This window comes from Streptomyces sp. a15 (assembly GCF_059026085.1).
This window is the reverse complement of sequence record NZ_JBWLKM010000063.1, coordinates 1-16,775: the sequence shown is the minus strand read 5'-3', so window position 1 is coordinate 16,775 and position 16,775 is coordinate 1. Positions and strand designations below refer to the sequence as shown.

General features: G+C 69.9%; 7 protein-coding genes and 2 pseudogenes. 6 read left to right on the top strand and 3 right to left on the bottom strand.

The genetic code is table 11. The annotated features are described in order from the left end of the window. Positions 1 to 10: 10 nt before the first annotated feature. The 6 genes from AC5P09_RS38605 (at position 11) to AC5P09_RS38580 (ending at position 15,234) form a co-directional block, all read left to right on the top strand. Positions 11 to 6,781 (top strand): amino acid adenylation domain-containing protein, encoded by a 6,771-nt coding sequence (locus tag AC5P09_RS38605; protein WP_493878362.1) that lies wholly within the window; start codon positions 11 to 13, stop codon positions 6,779 to 6,781. A gap of 36 nt (positions 6,782 to 6,817) precedes the next feature. Continuing rightward, a complete protein-coding gene (locus AC5P09_RS38600; protein ID WP_493878361.1) occupies positions 6,818 to 11,005 on the top strand; it encodes an amino acid adenylation domain-containing protein in 4,188 nt (1,395 codons plus the stop codon). Then, positions 11,002 to 12,291: an MDR family MFS transporter gene (locus AC5P09_RS38595; RefSeq protein ID WP_493878360.1), complete on the top strand. Its 1,290-nt coding sequence runs from the start codon at positions 11,002 to 11,004 to the stop codon at positions 12,289 to 12,291. The genes AC5P09_RS38600 and AC5P09_RS38595 overlap by 4 nt, the downstream gene beginning before the upstream one ends. Continuing rightward, positions 12,278 to 14,638 (top strand): penicillin acylase family protein, encoded by a 2,361-nt coding sequence (locus tag AC5P09_RS38590; protein ID WP_493878359.1) that lies wholly within the window; start codon positions 12,278 to 12,280, stop codon positions 14,636 to 14,638. Before AC5P09_RS38595 ends, AC5P09_RS38590 begins: the two co-directional genes overlap by 14 nt. A 102-nt stretch (positions 14,639 to 14,740) precedes the next feature. Continuing rightward, positions 14,741 to 14,911, top strand: a complete 171-nt coding sequence (locus AC5P09_RS38585) for a hypothetical protein (RefSeq protein WP_493878358.1) — start codon at positions 14,741 to 14,743, stop codon at positions 14,909 to 14,911. Between the two features lie 95 nt (positions 14,912 to 15,006). Beyond that, the gene (locus AC5P09_RS38580) at positions 15,007 to 15,234 is read left to right on the top strand and encodes a winged helix-turn-helix transcriptional regulator (RefSeq protein WP_493878357.1); all 228 of its coding nucleotides are present in this window, start codon (positions 15,007 to 15,009) and stop codon (positions 15,232 to 15,234) included. A 132-nt stretch (positions 15,235 to 15,366) separates the two neighbouring features. Here AC5P09_RS38580 and AC5P09_RS38575 read toward each other — a convergent pair. From AC5P09_RS38575 to AC5P09_RS38565, 3 genes and pseudogenes are all read right to left on the bottom strand, one after another. Beyond that, positions 15,367 to 15,450, bottom strand: a pseudogene (locus tag AC5P09_RS38575) (recombinase family protein); the annotation flags it as partial. After that, on the bottom strand, positions 15,449 to 16,540 hold the full coding sequence (locus AC5P09_RS38570) for an MFS transporter (RefSeq protein WP_493878356.1): 1,092 nt from the start codon (positions 16,538 to 16,540) through the stop codon (positions 15,449 to 15,451). The gene AC5P09_RS38570 and the pseudogene AC5P09_RS38575, both read right to left, overlap by 2 nt. 2 nt (positions 16,541 to 16,542) lie before the next feature. Next, a pseudogene (locus AC5P09_RS38565) lies at positions 16,543 to 16,775 on the bottom strand (hypothetical protein); the annotation flags it as partial.

The following is a 16,775-nucleotide window of genomic DNA, read 5'->3' as shown; positions in this document are numbered from 1 at the left end:
GAGGTTTGCAATGAAGCGGATCGAGTCCCAGGGCGCCACTCTGTCTTCCGTCGGCAGCCTGGTGGAGGCGTTCGCGGCCGCGCTGGCGGCATTCCCGGAGCGGATCGCCGTGCGGGACGGGGAGCAGAGCTGGACGTACCGCCAACTGGACGAAAAGGCCGACAAGTTGGCAGGTGCGTTGGTTGGGCTGGCGTCGGACCCGGGGCGCCCGGTGGGCATTCTGCTGGAGCGTTCGGCCTGGATGGTGGCGGCGGCGCTGGCCGTGGTGCGCACCGGTTCCGCGTACGTTCCGCTGGATCCGGATACGCCCCCCGCGCGTCTGGAGCTGATCGTCGAGGACGCGGAGCCCGCGGCGGTGATTACCTCCAGGTCCCTGGCCGGGCGGGTGCCCGACGGTGTCCCCACCGTGTACGTGGACGATCCGCTCCCGGCAGCCGGTGTGAAAGAGCCCCATGTCGCCACCGACCGGGACAGCTGCGCGTACATCATCTTCACCTCGGGCACCACAGGCCGGCCGAAGGGCGTTCAGGTCTCCCACGGCAACCTGCTGAGTCTCCTCTCCGCCTGCGAAGAGGGATACGACTTCGGCCCCGAGGACGTGTGGCCGCTCTTCCACTCCTTCGCCTTCGACCTGTCCGTCTGGGAGATGTGGGGCGCCCTGCTGTACGGCGGCAGCGTCGTCGTCGTACCGGCCGGGACGGCGAAGAATCCGGCTGAGTTCCGGCAGCTGCTGAGAGACGAGCGGGTCACTGTGCTGACCCAGACGCCCACCGCCTTCCAACAGCTGTGGGCAGAGGACAGCCGGTACGAGGACGTGCTGCCGCTGCGCTGGGTGATCTTCGCCGGGGAAGCCCTGTACTTCTCGGATTTGCGGGCCTGGGTGGCGAAGTACGGGGACGACGCGCCCCGTCTTGTGAACATGTACGGGATCACCGAGACGACCGTGCACGCCTCCTTCCGCAGGATACGGAGCGAGGACCTCCGGGAGAGCGCCTCGCTGATCGGCCGCCCCCTGCCGGATTACGGTTTCCTGCTCGTGAACGACGACCTGTCCGAGGTGTCGGGCGGGGAGACCGGCGAGATCCTGGTGACCGGCCCGGGCGTGAGCCTCGGCTATCTCAGACGCCCGGAGCTGAACGGGGAACGCTTCGTCGAGCTGCCCGACGGCCACGGGCGCGGCTACCGCTCCGGTGACCTGGCTCGGCTCACCCCCACCGGCGAGTACGAATATCTCGGCCGGAAGGACGACCAGGTCAAGATCCGCGGTTTCCGTGTCGAACTCGGAGAGATCCGCTCCGCGCTGACCGACGTTCCTGGTGTCCGCCATGCCGCCGTCATCGCCACCACGCCGAAGGCACCGGCGAGCCCGGTCGTCAAGGAACGGTTTGTCTCCACCGAGATCACCCGTATCCGGGACCTGATCCGGGGTGGCGACCGGCCTCGTGCGGCGGCCGCGGACAGCACGCCTCGGATCGTCGCCTACATCGTCCGGGACGATGAACTCGACCCCGACCAGCTCTTCGCTCACCTCCGCCAACACCTGCCCCACTACATGATCCCCGCCTTCGTCATCCCGGTCGACGCCCTTCCCCTCAACCTCAACGGCAAGGTCGACAAGGCCCGCCTGCCCGCTCCGAGCGTGGCCGACAGCCTCCGGGAGAGCACCCCCCGAGCCCTTGCCGGTGACGGCGTGCCCGAAGCTGGTGCGGAAACCACCGTCCGTGCTCTCATCGACCTTTACGAAGGCGTTCTCGGTGTTCAGGGAGTCACCGCGGACGACTCCTTCTTCAGCGTGGGCGGCGACTCCATCCTGGCGCTCAAGCTGCGCGCGAACGCCGAGCAGCGCGGCATGTCCTTGGACCTCGCCGACATCTACGCGTTGCAGACACCGAAGGCCCTCGCCGCCGTGGCCGAGCAGGCGCCGACCGCCGAAGAGCCCGTCGAGCCGTTCAGCCTGCTCTCTCCCGAGGACCGGGAACGGCTCCAGTCCGCCGCGGGAATCGAGGACGCGTACCCCGTAGGCACCCTCCAGGCCGGACTGCTCTTCCACAGCGTCTACCAGGTCGGCGTCAACATGTACTGCGACGTGTTCTCGTTCCGCCTCAAGGACACCTACGACCACGCCGCCATGGAGCAGGCCATCACCCGGCTGGTGGACCGCCACGACATCCTCCGCACCTCCTTCGACCTCACCGGCTACTCCGAGCCGCTGCAGTTGGTGCACCGGACGGCCGGCACCCATGTGACCACCACCGACCTGACCCACCTTCCGGACGCCGAGCAGGAAGCGGAGCTGGAGGCGTGGCACGCACGCGAGGAACGGGTCCCCTACGACTGGGCGAATCCACCGCTCACCCGGTTCCACACGCACGTCCTCAGTGAACAGGTCTTCGTGTTCTCCATGAGCTTCCACGACTCCCTGCTCGACGGGTGGAGCGAAGCCTCGCTGATCACCGAGCTGATGAGCGACTACTGGGCGATCAAGAACGGCGAGAAGAAGGAACCCGCCTCGCGCACTACCCGCCGCTATGCCGACTTCATCGCCCTGGAGCAGCGAACGCTGCGCGATCCCGACGTTCGCGCTTTCTGGGCCGACGAGTTGGCAGGGGCGGAGCCGGCGCTGCTGCCGCAACTGGTCGACGGGACCTCCGATGTCCACGAGGGGACGATGGGCTTCCTCAGCGTGGACATCCCGCCGGAGCTCTCCGACGCCCTCGACCAAGTGGCCCGGTCCTGCGGTGTCACGGTCCGACACGTCCTGATCGCCGCCCAGGCCCGGGTGGTCTCCACGCTAGCCGGACGTGACGACATCGTCCTCAGCGTCGCATCCAACGGCCGCTCCGAAGGTGAGGGGGGCACCGAGGTCTACGGCTTGCACCTCAACATGGTTCCGTACCGGCTGCGCAGCCGTGACGCCCGCTGGAGCGACCTGATCCGCGAGGCCCTGGAGAAGGAGACGGCGCTGCTCCCGATGCGGCGCTACCCCCTCGCGGAGATCCAGCGGCTGGTCGGAATAAGAGAGCTGACCGACATCAGCTTCAACTACACCCACTTCCACAGCTACCAGCGGCTCGCGGCGGCCACCGACCTGGAGGTCCTGGACGCCAAGGCGTACATCCACACCAACTACACGCTCCGGGCCGAGTTCAACAAGGACCCCTTCAGCGGACTGCTCGGCCTGGACCTCGAAGCGAACATGAAGCGGCTCTCCGAGCAGCAGTTGCGGCGGATCGCGGGGCTGTACCGCAACGTGCTGGAGAGCATCGCGGTCGGAGTGCACCGAGTGCCCACCCGGCGCGAACTGCTGGGGGAGGAGGAGTGGCAGGAGCTGATGGCCGGCTTCGGCGATCCCACGCCGCAACCCCTGTCGGCGGACGGCTGGTTCCAGGTGTTCGAGGAAGCCGTCGCAGCGCACGCGGAGAAGACCGCCGCCGTCTGCGGGGACCAGGCTCTCGGTTACCGGGAGTTGGCCGAGCGGGTCGGGGGACTGGCCACCCGGCTGGCCGAACTGGGTGCGGGGCCCGGCACGGTGATCGGGCTGGGCGCGGGCCGCGACCTCGACTTCCTCACCGCCGCCATGGCCATCATGCGCACCGGCGCGGTGTATCTGCCCCTGCCGGGCGGCCCCACACGGCGCGTTGCCAGCATGCTGCGCACCAGCGAAGCCACCCTGCTGCTCAGCCACGACACCTTCGCCGAGACGCTGACCGCCGCGGCCGCCGAGGCGGCCGGCGAAGCGGCCCCGATGCCCGTGCTCGACCTGCGGAAGGTGCTCGCCGAGGCCGCAGGCCGTGAGCCGTACGCCGGCCCGGTGCCGTCCGGCCGGGACAGCGCCTACGTCACCTTCACCTCCGGATCCACCGGTGAGCCGAAGGGCGCGCTGATCCGGCACGACGGGATGCTCAACCACATCGAGGCCAAGGTCGGCGCGCTCGACATCGCCGCCGGCGACCTGGTGTCGCAGGACGCCGCCGCCACCTTCGACATCTCGGTCTGGCAGATGCTGGCGCCGCTCGGCGTCGGCGGCACCACGGTGATCTACCCGGACGCGGTCAGCCAGGATCCGCCCCGGCTGCTGCGCGCCCTCGCCGAGGACGGCGTCACGATCCTGGAGGTCTCCCCGTCCGTCCTCAGCGTCATCAACGCCGAGCTCACCTACTACGGCGTGGACGCCTTCCCCGGCCTCGCTCTGCGCTGGGTCGTCTGCGCCGGCGAGGCCCTCGCGCCCAAGACCGTCAACACCTTCCGACGTCTGCTGCCCGAGGTGCGCTTCCTCAACATGTGGGGTGCCACCGAGATCTCCGACGACGTCACCCACTACGAGATAGTCGAGGACGTCGACGAGCGGATCGCCTCGGTCCAGCTCGGCCGGCCGATTCGCAACTGCGCCGTCTACGTCCTCGACGACAATCGGGAGCCGGTCCCCGTCGGCACCCCGGGAGAGCTGTACGTCGGCGGCCTGGTCGTCGGCGCCGGTTACCTCAACGACCCCGAGCGCACCGCCAAGGCGTTCGTGCCCGACCCGTTCGACCCGCAGGTCATGGCATACCGCACCGGCGACCGGGGCCGCCAACTCGCCGATGGCGGCTACGAGTTCCTCGGCCGGATCGACAGTCAGCTGAAGGTCCGCGGCCAGCGCGTGGAACTCGGCGAGATCGAGGCCGCCCTGGCCGGACTCGACGACCTCCAGGAGAGCGCGGTCGTCGCCCGCACCTTCGAGGAGGGCCGCGGCAAGCAGCTCGTCGCCTTCTTCGTCCCGAAGGTCGCCGAGGGCGGGACCGGCGAGGACGCCCCGCCGTCACAGGACGCGCCGGTGCTCCGCCTGGACGTGGCCCCGTCCGACGTCCGTGACCGGCTGGCCAAGGTGCTGCCCCGCTACGCGGTGCCGGACTTCCTGATCCGCCTCGACGGACTGCCCCGCAACACCAACGGGAAGGTCGACTCCAAGGTGCTCGCCACCTGGGACGTCGACAGCCTGGTCACGGCGCCGACGGAGCAGGTGGACGAACCCGCCACGCCCACCGAGGCCGTGGTGGTGGACACCTGGGCGTCCGTCCTGCGTCTGGACCACCGCCCCGGCGCGACCACGAACTTCTTCGACCTCGGCGGGCACTCGCTGCACGCCACCCAGGTGATGGCCCGGCTGCGCGACCGGTTCGGCGTGGACCTCCCGCTGCGCACACTCTTCGAGAACCCGACCCCCCGCGCGCTGGCGGCCCTCTACGAGGGCGGCACCGACACGGACCGCCCCGCCTCGCTCGGCACTGTCACGATCCCACGGCGACCGGCGGGCACGGTCGAACTCCCGCTCGCCGGCAACCAGGCCAGCCTGTGGTTCCTCCACCAGGTCGACCCGGACGACCGTTCCTACGAGGGCGTCACCCTGCTGCGCCTGACCGGCCGCGTCGACGTCGACGCCCTCCGGTACGCGGTGGACACCCTCGTGGACCGCCACGAGACCCTCTCCGTGCGCTTCCTCGTGCGGGACGGCGTCCCGTACCAGGTCCCGGCGTCCGAGGCCCGGGTCCGGCTGGAGGTGGAGGAGGTGACCGCCGACGTCGTCGGCGCGGAATTCGAGGAGCGGAAGGACTACGTCTGGCAGCGCGCCGCCGAGCACCGCTACGACTTGGAGCGCGGGCCGCTGGCGGTGATCAGGCTGTACTCCTTCTCCGCCACCGAACACATCCTGGAGTGGAGCAGCCACCACGTGATCTCCGACGGCTGGTCGATCGACGTCGCCGTGCGGGAGATCACCGAGGCGTACCAGGCCCACCGGGAGGGACGCCCGCCCCGGCTGCCCGAACTCACCGTCCAGTACGGCGACTACGCCGTTTGGCAGAAGGAGCACCTGGAGTCCTCCGCCAACCAGGAGCGGGACTTCTGGCGCTCTTACCTCGACGGCTACTCCGGCGAACTGTCCCTGGTCACGGACCACGAGCGCACAGAGGACCGTTCCCGCACCCCGGGCTACCTCACCCGGGCGTGGGACGAGGACGCCACCCGGCGGCTCGCTGACCTCACCCGGGCCCGCCGGACCACCCTCTTCATGCTCGTCCAGGCGGCCACCGCGGTCGTCATGGCCCGCTTCGCCCAGCAGACCGACGTGGTGCTCGGCACCGGTGTCGCCGGCCGCGCCGTCCCCGGCACCGAGCACCTGCTCGGCTTCTTCGCCAACACCCTGCCCTGCCGGTACCAGGTCGACCTCGACCACACCGCCACCGACCTCCTCGACTCCGTCACGGCGAGCGCGCTGACCGCGCTGGAGCACCAGTTGACGCCGTTCCAGGAGATCGTCAGGACAGCGGAGGTGCCCCGCAACCCCGGCGTTCCGCCGCTCGTGCAGGTGATCGTCACCGTGGACAACTTCCCGGTGGAGCTGGGCGAACTGCCTGGCCTGACCGCCACCTTGGAGCAGATGCCCCCGCAGACCAGCCTGTTCGACCTGCTCTTCCGCTTCCTGGAGGGCGATCGGCTGCACCTCGACGTCCAGTACGACTCCACCCTCTTCACCGAGGCCACCGTGGAGCGGCTGGTCGACGCCGTCGCCCAGGTCCTCGAGGTCTTCCTGGAGGAGCCGGACCGCGCGCTGGGCGCGGTGCCGCTGGCCACCGCCGAGGAGCACGCGGAACTCGCCCGCCTCTGGGGCGAACTCACCGGCGACCGGCTGGACTTCTCGCGGGCCCAGCAGGCGGCCACGGTCGCGGACTCCCCCCACTGGCCGGAGTTCCTCGACCGGGTGGAGGACCGCGGACTGCTGCCGGCTCTGCTGCTCACCCTCTGACCCGCCGGACGCGCGACGCGAGCGAAGGATGAATCGATGAAACAGGACCGTGCGGAACGGCTGCGCCAGCGGGTCGCCCTGCGTGCCCAGTCACCTGCCCCGCAGTCCCTCCCGGCGACCGGCACCAACCGGCCCCCCTCCGTCCCGAACCGGGCGGGTCACCTGGCGGAGGCGTTTGCCGCGGTGGTGACCGAGTTCCCGGACCGGGTCGCTGTCCAGGACGGAGAGCAGAACTGGACGTACCGCCAACTGGACGTTAAATCCCATCAGTTGGCAGTGGCGTTGGGTGCGGTGGCGTCGGACCCGGGGCGTCCGGTGGGCATTCTGCTGGAGCGTTCGGCGTGGATGGTGGCGGCGGCGCTGGCGGTCGTGCGAACGGGATCGTCGTATGTGCCGTTGGATCCGGAGACGCCGCGTGCGCGGCTGGAGCTGATCGTCGAGGACGCGGAGCCCGCGGCCCTGATCACTTCGAGGGCGTTCGCCGGGCAGGTGCCCGACGGTGTCCCCGCCGTGTTCGTGGACGACCCGCTGCCCGAGGTCGGCGCGCAGGCACCCAAGGCCACGATCGACCGGGACACGCGCGCGTACATCATCTTCACCTCCGGCACCACCGGCCGACCGAAGGGTGTGCAGGTCTCCCACGGCAACCTGCTGAGTCTCCTCGCCGCCAGTGAGGAGGTGTACGACTTCGGCGCCGAGGACGTGTGGACGCTGTTCCACTCCTTCTCCTTCGACTTTTCCGTCTGGGAGATGTGGGGCGCCCTGCTGTACGGCGGCCGCCTGGTCGTCGTACCGGCACAGACGGCGAAGGATCCGGCCGCGTTGTGGCGGCTGCTCCGCGACGAACGGATCACCGTCCTCTGCCAGACCCCGACCGCCTTTCACCAACTTGCCGCGGAGGACACCCGCTTCGCCGACCGGCTGCCGCTGCGCTGGGTGATCTTCGGTGGCGAAACCCTGTACTTCGCCGACCTGGCGCCGTGGTGCGCCAAGTACGGCGACGACTCACCCCGCCTGGTCAACGGCTATGGGATCACCGAGACCACGGTGCACTCCTCCTTCCACCCGGTGACCCAGGACCAACTCGCCCAGGACGAGTCGCTGATCGGCCGGCCCATCGCCGGCACGGAGTTCCTGCTGCTGGACGACTCCCTGACGGCCGTACCACCGGGCGAGACCGGCGAGATCGTGGTGACCGGCCCGGGCGTCAGCCTCGGCTACCTCAAACGCCCCGAGCTCAACCGGGACCGCTTCGTCGAGCTGCCCCACGGCCACGGGCGCGGCTACCGCTCCGGTGACCTGGCACGGCTCACTCCCACCGGCGATTTCGCGTACCACGGCCGCAAGGACGACCAGGTCAAGATCCGAGGCTTCCGCATCGAACTCGGCGAGGTCGAGCATGCGTTGCGCGCCCTGCCTTCCCTCGCCGAGGCGGCGGTCGTCGCCCGCGACCTGCCCGGACGGGGCAACAGCCTGGTGGCATACGTCGTCCCGGCCGGGGGAGTGAGCCTCTCGGTGGAGTCGCTGCACGAGGCACTCGCCGCGACGCTCCCCGGCTACATGATCCCCCGCGTCTTCGTACGCCTGGACCGGCTGCCGCTCACCCAGAACGGCAAGGCCGACCGCAAGTCCCTCCCCGAACCGACCGCCGACTCGACCCTCACCATTCAGGGAACCCCCCACGAAGAGGAGCCGATCGACGCCGTGGAGGGCCAGGTCCTCCAGATCATCACCGGTCTGCTGCACCTCGACCGGGCCGATCCCACCGCCAACTTCTTCGACCTGGGCGGCCACTCGCTGCTGGCCACCCGGCTGCTGGCCGGAGTGCGCACCGCCTTCGACGTGGAGGTGCCGCTGCGCGAGTTCCTCACCGAGCCGACCGCACGCACGCTGGCAGCCCTCGTCCGGGAGCGCCTGACCGAGCCCTCGCGCAGCACGAGCCCGGCCGCCGGCATCGTCAAGGCCCCCGAGGCTCCGCACCAACCGGCCACGGACGCCCAGCGGCGGCTCTGCTTCCTCTCCCAACTGGAACCGGACAGCCCCGCATACCACCTGCACACCACGCTGCTGCTCGAGGGCGGCCTGGACGTGGAGGCGCTGGAGCGGGCCTTCGCCGCCGTCGTCGAACGGCACGCTCCGCTGCGGACCGTGCTGCGGGTGGAGGAAGGAGAGCTGGTTCAGGTCATCCGGCCCGTGGAACCCTTCCGGCTGCTCCCCGAAGAGCTGCCGCAGTTCCCGGGGGAGGAGTGGCGGCGGACCGTCGAGCGGCTGGCGGAACGGGAGTCCGTCAGGCCGTTCGACCTGGGCAGCGACCCCATGCTCCGGGTCCGCCTGGTCCGCGTGGCACCCGCGCTGCACGTCCTCCTGGTCACCACGCACCACATCGCCGCGGACGGCTGGTCCATCGCCGTACTCGGCCGAGAACTGAAGGCCCTGTACGCCCACTTCCGGAAGAACCCGAAGGACGCCCGGCTCCCCCTCGCACCGCTCCCGTACACGTACGTGGACTACGCGTACAGCATGCAACAGTGGCTGGGCGGGCCGGACTCGGAACAGGACCTCGTGTACTGGGAGGAGCGCCTGGCCGCGCTGCCCACCGTGCACCGGCTGCCGCTCGACTCGCCCCGGCCGGTGCGGACGTACGCGGGGGACGTCGTCACGACCCGGCTGACCGGACCGGTCGCCGACGCGGTACGGCGCACCTGCCGCGAGGAGAACGTCACCCTGTTCACGTTCCTCCAGGCGGCCTTCTCACTCCTGCTGGCCCGCCGCTCCGGCACGGACGACATCGTGGTCGGCAGCCCCGTGGCGAACCGGCCGACGGCCGAACTCGACGACGTGATCGGCATGTTCGTCAACACCCTCGTGCTGCGGACCCGGCTGGACGGCGCCGCAACCTTCCGCGAACTGCTGGCCCAGGTGCGCGAACAGACCACCCGGGACCTGGAACGCCAGCACGTCCCGCTCGCCCTGCTGGTCAAGCGGCTGAACCCGCCGCACAGCCCGGACCACGCACCGCTCTTCCAGATCATGCTCGTGCTGCAGAACAACGAGGCGGCGGTGCTCGATCTGGACGGCCTCGACATCACCCCGCTGCGCAGCCCCGACCCGGGGGCGCAGGCCGAGCTGATGCTCGACGCGGTCGAGGAGGCCGGCGACCTGACGTTCCGGTGGCGCTACCACACCGGCCTGTTCCGCCGTGACTCGATCGCCGGAATGGCCGACGAGTTCGGACGGCTGCTGACCCACCTCAGCAGCGGAGCCGAGGCCAGGACTGACCCCCTTGAGCAGACCGGCCGGCCGGCCGCTGCCACCCGGCCGCCGAAGACCTCCCTCGGAGACCACCCCGCCCTCGTGCGGCTCCGCCAGAATCCGGCCGGCGCACCGCCGGTTTTCGCACTGCCCGGAGTGCTCGGACTGGGTGAGTCCTTCGCCCAGCTCTCCTCCCACTTCCGCGACCGCTCCTTCTACGCGCTCTCCACCGCCGGCCTGGTGCGGGCACACGACGGCGAGCCGGCCGTCGCGACCCTCGTCGGGGAGTGCGCGAGGATCATCGCCGCCTCCGCGGACGGCGGCCCTCTCCACCTCATCGGCCACTCCTACGGCGGCTCCCTCGGCTTCTACGTCGCCGAGGAACTGCGCGAGCGCGGGATACCGGTCGCCGGCCTGGTCCTGCTCGACGCACTTGACCCGACCGCGCTGGCAAAGGTGCTCGCCGGTGGGTACGACGACCAGCTCCAGGCGTTCCTCGTCACGCTCGGCGGCCTGTTCCCGGACCTCGCCCGGCACCGCGACACCGACGTGAGGGAACTGATCCGTACCGAGTCCACCGTGTCCGTCCTGAAACGCGTGGAGAGCATCATCAAACCGCCCGCCGTGGAGTTCTTCCAAGGCGGCCTGGAGACGGCGTTCCAGACCTACCGGCGGATGTGCGACCTCAGCTGGCCCGAACCACGGGCGGCCGACCACCCTGCCCTCTTCGTCACGGCCAACGGGACAAACGGCAGGGCGAGCGCGGACCGCACCTCGGGCTGGGCACGGTACCTGCCCGCCACCCTGCGCGTAGAGCGCATCGACGCGGACCACGAGGGCATGCTGCGCAACCCGCATGCCGGGCGTCTGGCCGACCTCGTGCATCGATTCCTCACCGAGCACGACGTTCCGCACGACACCGACGCGTCCGGCACCAAGTCCGTACCAGGGAAGGGCGCTACAGCGCGATGACCCCCACCGCCAGCGCGGCAACGCCCGTCCTCGCCCGGGTACTGATCGTCGGCTCCGGCATCATGAGCCTCGCCAACTCGGTCACCATCCCCTTCCTGGCCGTGTTCCTCCGTAAGGAACTCGGGCTCCAGCCCGGCATGATCGGGTTCATCATCGGCTCATCCGTCTTCTTCTCGATTTTCGCCGGGTTCGTCGGAGGTTCGCTCTCCGACATCCTCGGACGGACCCGGCTCCTGCTGATCTCTCTCATGGGTGTGATCGGCTCCTTCGTCGGCCTGTACTTCAGCCACGGCGTCCTGGCGGTGTTCGTCTTCAACGCGACGATGGCATTGAGCAGCAGTTCCTTCGGACCCGTTGGCAAGGCGCTGCTGAGCGACCTGCTCCCGCCGGAACGGCGGGTGAAGGCGTTCTCGTACCAGTACATGGCCACCAACATGGGCTTCGCCGTCGGACCGCTCGTCGGCGCGGCGGTCGGTCTGGCCGGTGGCCGGTCGGCGTTCCTCGTCGGTGCGTTGGGCTATGGCGTCTACCTGCTCGGCCTGGCCGGAATCCTGCGGCTGAAGTCCGCGGCGACCGCCGTGCCCCGCCGGACGGCCACCGCAGAGGGGGAGGGGCAACTCTTCGGCAGCGTGCTCAAGGGGCTCGCGGAGAGCGCGCGGGTCGTGGCGACCGACCCGCGCCTGCTCTTCCTCATCCTCGCCGGACTGCTGCTGGAGGCGGTGCACGGCCGCGTCTCCTCGCTGCTCGCGCAACATCTCTCCGACGGTTTCGCCGACGGCACCGTGATCCTGGGATTCGTGCTGACCACCAACGCGGTGACCGTGGTGGCCCTGCAACTGTTCGTCTCCCGGTTCATGGAGAAGCGCAATCCGGTGACGTCCATCGTCGTCGGCGGTCTGCTGACCATCCTCGGCATGGTCGGCTTCGCGTTCTCGGAGAAGATCTGGCACTTCGCCGCCGCGATGGTGGTGTTCTCGCTCGGCGAGATCCTCATCTACCCGGCAGAGTTCGCCATCATCGACCGGATCGCGCCGGAGGAGCGCCGTGGCGCCTACTTCGGCGCGCAGACCTTCGCCCAACTCGGTGTCTTCATCGGCCCGTTCACCGGCGGTCTGCTGCTCGCGGCCTACGGCGGCACCACCATGTTCCTCGGCGTCGCCTGTTTCGCCGCGGCCAGCGTGGTCATCTACCTGCTCGTCGGCCGAAGGATCCCCGGCCTGGGCACATCCGGGACGGATCGCTCCGTGGAGCGGCCGAAGGAGGAGCACGCCGATGAGGTGGCGTGAGAGAGGGCTGCGGCTGCTGGCGCTGCCCAGCCTGCGCGCCCAGCGAAGCCGCGGCCGGCTACGGATCAGCGGGTTGATCGAGGGCGCCGACATCCGGCGTGACGAACGAGGCGTCCCCTTCGTCACGGCAGCCGAAGAGCACGACCTCTACTTCGCCGTCGGCTACGCCCAGGCGACCGACCGGCTCTGGCAGATGGATGTGCTGCGGCGCAGGTCCCGGGGACGGCTGGCCGAGATCTTCGGCGCCGTCGTGGTCGACGAGGACGTACGGGCCCGGAAGCTGGCGCTCGACCGGATCGCCCGCCGCTCCGAGGCGCTGCTCTCCGCGGAACACCGGGCCAACCTGGTGGCGTTCAGCGACGGGGTCAACGCGGCCGTACGACGGATGCGGCGGCGTGGCGGGCTCCCGGTGGAGTTCGTGCTGCTGCGCTACGGCCCCGAGCCCTGGACCCCGCGGGACTCGATCGCCATCATCAAACACCTCGGCTTCGACCTCGGCCGGAACCTCGCCAACGAGGTCTTCCGCGCCAGGCTCGCCCGGGAACGCCCCGAGTACGCGGCGGCCTTCACCACACCGAAGTACCCCGCCGACGGGGCGGTGACCATCCGCAGAGTCTCCGCCGCCCCATCGGCGGGGGCGACGTCCGCCGAGGCCGGCATTCCTTCTCCGGCCAGTCTGCCACGAGCCTCGCGGGCCTGGCTCGACGCGCTGCTGGGCGGTGAGCAGCCCCTGGGCTCCAACGCGTGGGCCGTCTCGGGCTCCCGCACGGCTTCCGGGCACCCCCTGCTGGCCAACGATCCACACCTTGTCCTCACCCAGCCCAGCCTCTGGTACCAGATGGGCCTGCGGCTGGACGAGGCGGAGGGGGTGGCGGACGGTGCGACCGGCTATGGAGTCACCGTCCCCGGCCTGCCGGGCCTGATCGCCGGAGCCAACCGCCACCTGGCGTGGGGCATCACCAACTCCACGGTGGACACCCAGGACCTGTGCACGCTGCCGCCGGCCGCCGGCTCCGAGGAGGCGCCGGACGAGGCGTGGACCGAGGAGAGCGTGATCACCGTGCGTGGCGCGGAACCCGTTCGGGTACGGGCGGCGGGCGGCGCGCGCCACGTCGAACTGGATTCTCCCGGCTCGGACGGCGACGGCCGCTACGGCCTGTTCTGGAGCGGTCTGGTGCCCTCCGCGGAGATCGAGGCGTGCCAGCGGATGTGGCGCGCGCGTGACTTCCCGCAGATCCGGGACGCCCTGCGGGCATTCGGAGTGCCGGTGCTCAATGTGGTGGTCGCGTGCCAGGACGGCACGATCGCCCTGAAGACGGCGGGGAACGTCCCTGCCCGGGAGCCCGGCAGCAGTGGGCGCGTGCCGGCCGGACACGCTGAAGTCGCCCGCTCCTGGGAGGAGTTCCTTGCCTTCGACGATCTGCCGGAGGTGGTCGACCCGCCTGAGGGGTACATCGTCTCCGCCAACCACCGGCTGCTGCCCACCGATGCGCCGCTCGACGTGGGGGTGGACTGGCTGCCGCCGTACCGGGCGGAGCGGATCGAGGAGCTGATCACGACAGGGGAGGCCGTCACCGCGGCGGCCTGCGCCCGGTGGCAGTCCGACGTCCTGGACGGCAGGGCCCGCCGCGTGCTGCCCACTCTGCTCGCCGCGCTGGACCAGGACCCCCCGGAAGCACCGCTCGCCGTGACGTGCCATCGACTGCTCGGGGAATGGGACGGACACGACCACGGGCACCTGGCGGCTCCCCTGGTCTTCTTCCGGCTCATGCAGGTGCTCACGGACCACTGGATCGGCAGTCGGCTCGGGGAAGAACTGGCCGCCACCATGCCGGACGCGGCGCTCCAGGTCGACCACCTGGTGCTCACACCGGACGCCAGGGCGGCACTGGGCGAGAGGGAGGAACTGTCGGCAGTGGTGCGCCGCGCGTTGACCGAGACGGCACGGCGGATCACCGGAGAACTGGGCGAGGACCCGTCCCGATGGCGATACGACCGGGTGCACCGGACCACCGACCAGCACCCGCTGGGCAGGGCGGTCCCCGCACTCGCCCCGCTCTTCGGCGCAGCGTCGACTCCGGCCGGTGGCAGCTCCCACTCGGTCGGCCTGACCTCGTCCGACCCCAAGGGCAGGGTGGTCGACGGAGCACCCTGGAGGTTCGTGGCCGAGCTGTCCCCATCCGGTCCGGGGCTCCGGGACGTCCTCCGCCACGGTGCCTCGGGCAACCCGGCCTCACCGCACTACGACGACCAGACTGCGACGCACACGGAGGGGCGGCACTACAGCGTCGATGTCCTGGCCTCCCCGTACGCCTCGCCGAACCTGCTCCGCCTCCGAGCCAGATGACCTGATCGACGGCAGCGAGCGCTGGGCCTCCCCCAGTGCTCGCTGCCTAGGAGCACCCTGCAGGCCGGGCTTCTGCACTGGCGCGGGAATGGTGTCCGAGCCGTGGAGCAGCGTGATCAGCGTCTTGCCCTGCTCAAGGCCGTCCCCATTACTGCTGATCCCGCTTTACGGGAAGGACTGGCCGGACTGGGCAATGCCGAACTCCTCCGTACCTGTGCGCGGTTCGCGGACGCGAGCAGTTGCGAGGAGGTCGGCGAAGAGTCGGTGCTGTAGGCCACTCGGATCACGCTGGGTTGGCTGGCTCACCGGATCGGCCAGCTCTCCGAGCAGATCAGGGACGTGGAGACTCGTCTTGCCCGGCTCGTGGAATGCGCGACGCACTACCGGGGATCAGCCCCAAGACCCTGTCCTCACGGCTACGGCGATTCGTCCTCATCGGGCTGGTGACCCGCACCGCCTACCCGGAGATCCCACCCCGGGTGGAGTACCAGCTCACCCCGGCAGGCACCCGACTTCAGGTCGTCTTCGATGCCATGGCTGCCTGGGCCGAACAAGACCTTCCCCGCACCGGCTCGCTCCGCGGCACAGACCGGTGACCCGAAAACGCCTGCTCACCCTCGTTGTGCGCGTACTCAGCCTCGCGAGTCTGTGTGCTCCTGGAACGGCGGTTCGCCTGGAGGCAGGCGAAGAACGACCCTCGCTGACTCCGGCGCTGGCGGCCCGAGGCCGGACAGCAGTTCTCCGGTGCGCGGGTGGCGGGCGGTGAGATCCATCGCGGAGAACGCCCCGTCGTGGATGCGCAGGGCATCTCTAGGGTGGATCCAGGCTCAGTGGGCCATCACGGGCTCGCCCTCGGACGGCTCCAGAGCCCGATTCGGAATCAGGAACGCCGCGATCACCGCACCGACTACGAAGAACCCGGAGCCCCACGCGAGGGTGGCCGTGTAGCCCTCGACCCCGGCCTGCGCCGCGGCCAGCGCGCTGGGCTTGTGCGAAGACAGGTAGTCGGTCGCGGCCGACGAGGCAACGGTGGTCAGTAGCGCCGTACTGATCGAGCCGCCCACCTGCTGACCGGGTGTTGATCAGCGCCGAGGCGACGCCCGTGTCATCGCGGTGCAGGCCTGAGGTCGCCCCCTGGAACGCGGTGGTCATCACCCCGCCGATGCCGAGACCCAGCAGGATCATGCCGGGCATGATGTGGGTGGCGTAGGTGCTGTCCAACTCGAGCCGGGTCAGCAGGGCCATACCGGCTGCGGCGACCAGGAAGCCGGCGCTGACGACGATCTTCGGGCCGACCTTGGGCAGCACCAGCAAAGGCATCGTGGTCGACGAAGCGACGACGCCCGCGACCATCGGCAGGAACGCCAGACCGGTCTTGATCGGCGAGTAGCCGAGGCTGGCCGCAAAGTAGTAGGTCAGGAACAGGAAGATCGAGAACATCCCCATGCCCAGGACGAACACCGCCATGAACGAACCACCGCGGGTCCGGTCCAGCACGAGGCGCAGCGGCAGCAGCGGATGCGCGACCCTGGACTCCAGCCAGACGAACACCACGAGCAGCACCACGCCGACGATCATGGAGCCGAGGGCGACCGGGTCGGTCCAACTGGTGGACTCTACGTGCGCGAACCCGTAGACGACGGCGAACAGCGCGGCGCTCACCACGACGATGCCCGGAATGTCGAGTTTGGGCTTCTTAGTGATCACGGGCTTGGCCAGCAGCAGCAATGCACCGATCAGGGCGGGGGCCGCGAAGGCGACGTTCACGTACATCACCCACCGCCACGACACCCATTCGGTGAGCATGCCGCCGAGCAGCAGCCCGATCGCGCCGCCCGCACCGCCCAACGCACTGAAGATACCGAAGGCCTTCGCCCTTTCAGACGGTTCGGTGAAGGTCACACTCAGCAGGGAGAGCGCCGCGGGCGCGAGCAGTGCAGCGAAGCGGGTGTGGTGATCTCCGAGGAGCGTCCCGGGCGGGCCGCGGAGATCCACAGCAGTCGGCCCCGGTCGTCGGTGAGCGCGAGGAAGAGCAGGCCGTGGGCCTTGTGTTTGCCGCTGTGTGCGCCGTGAGGCGCTTGTTGTTCGAGTGGAGGTGAAAGACCACCACCAACGTCCTGTCGCAGCAGGGCAGTTG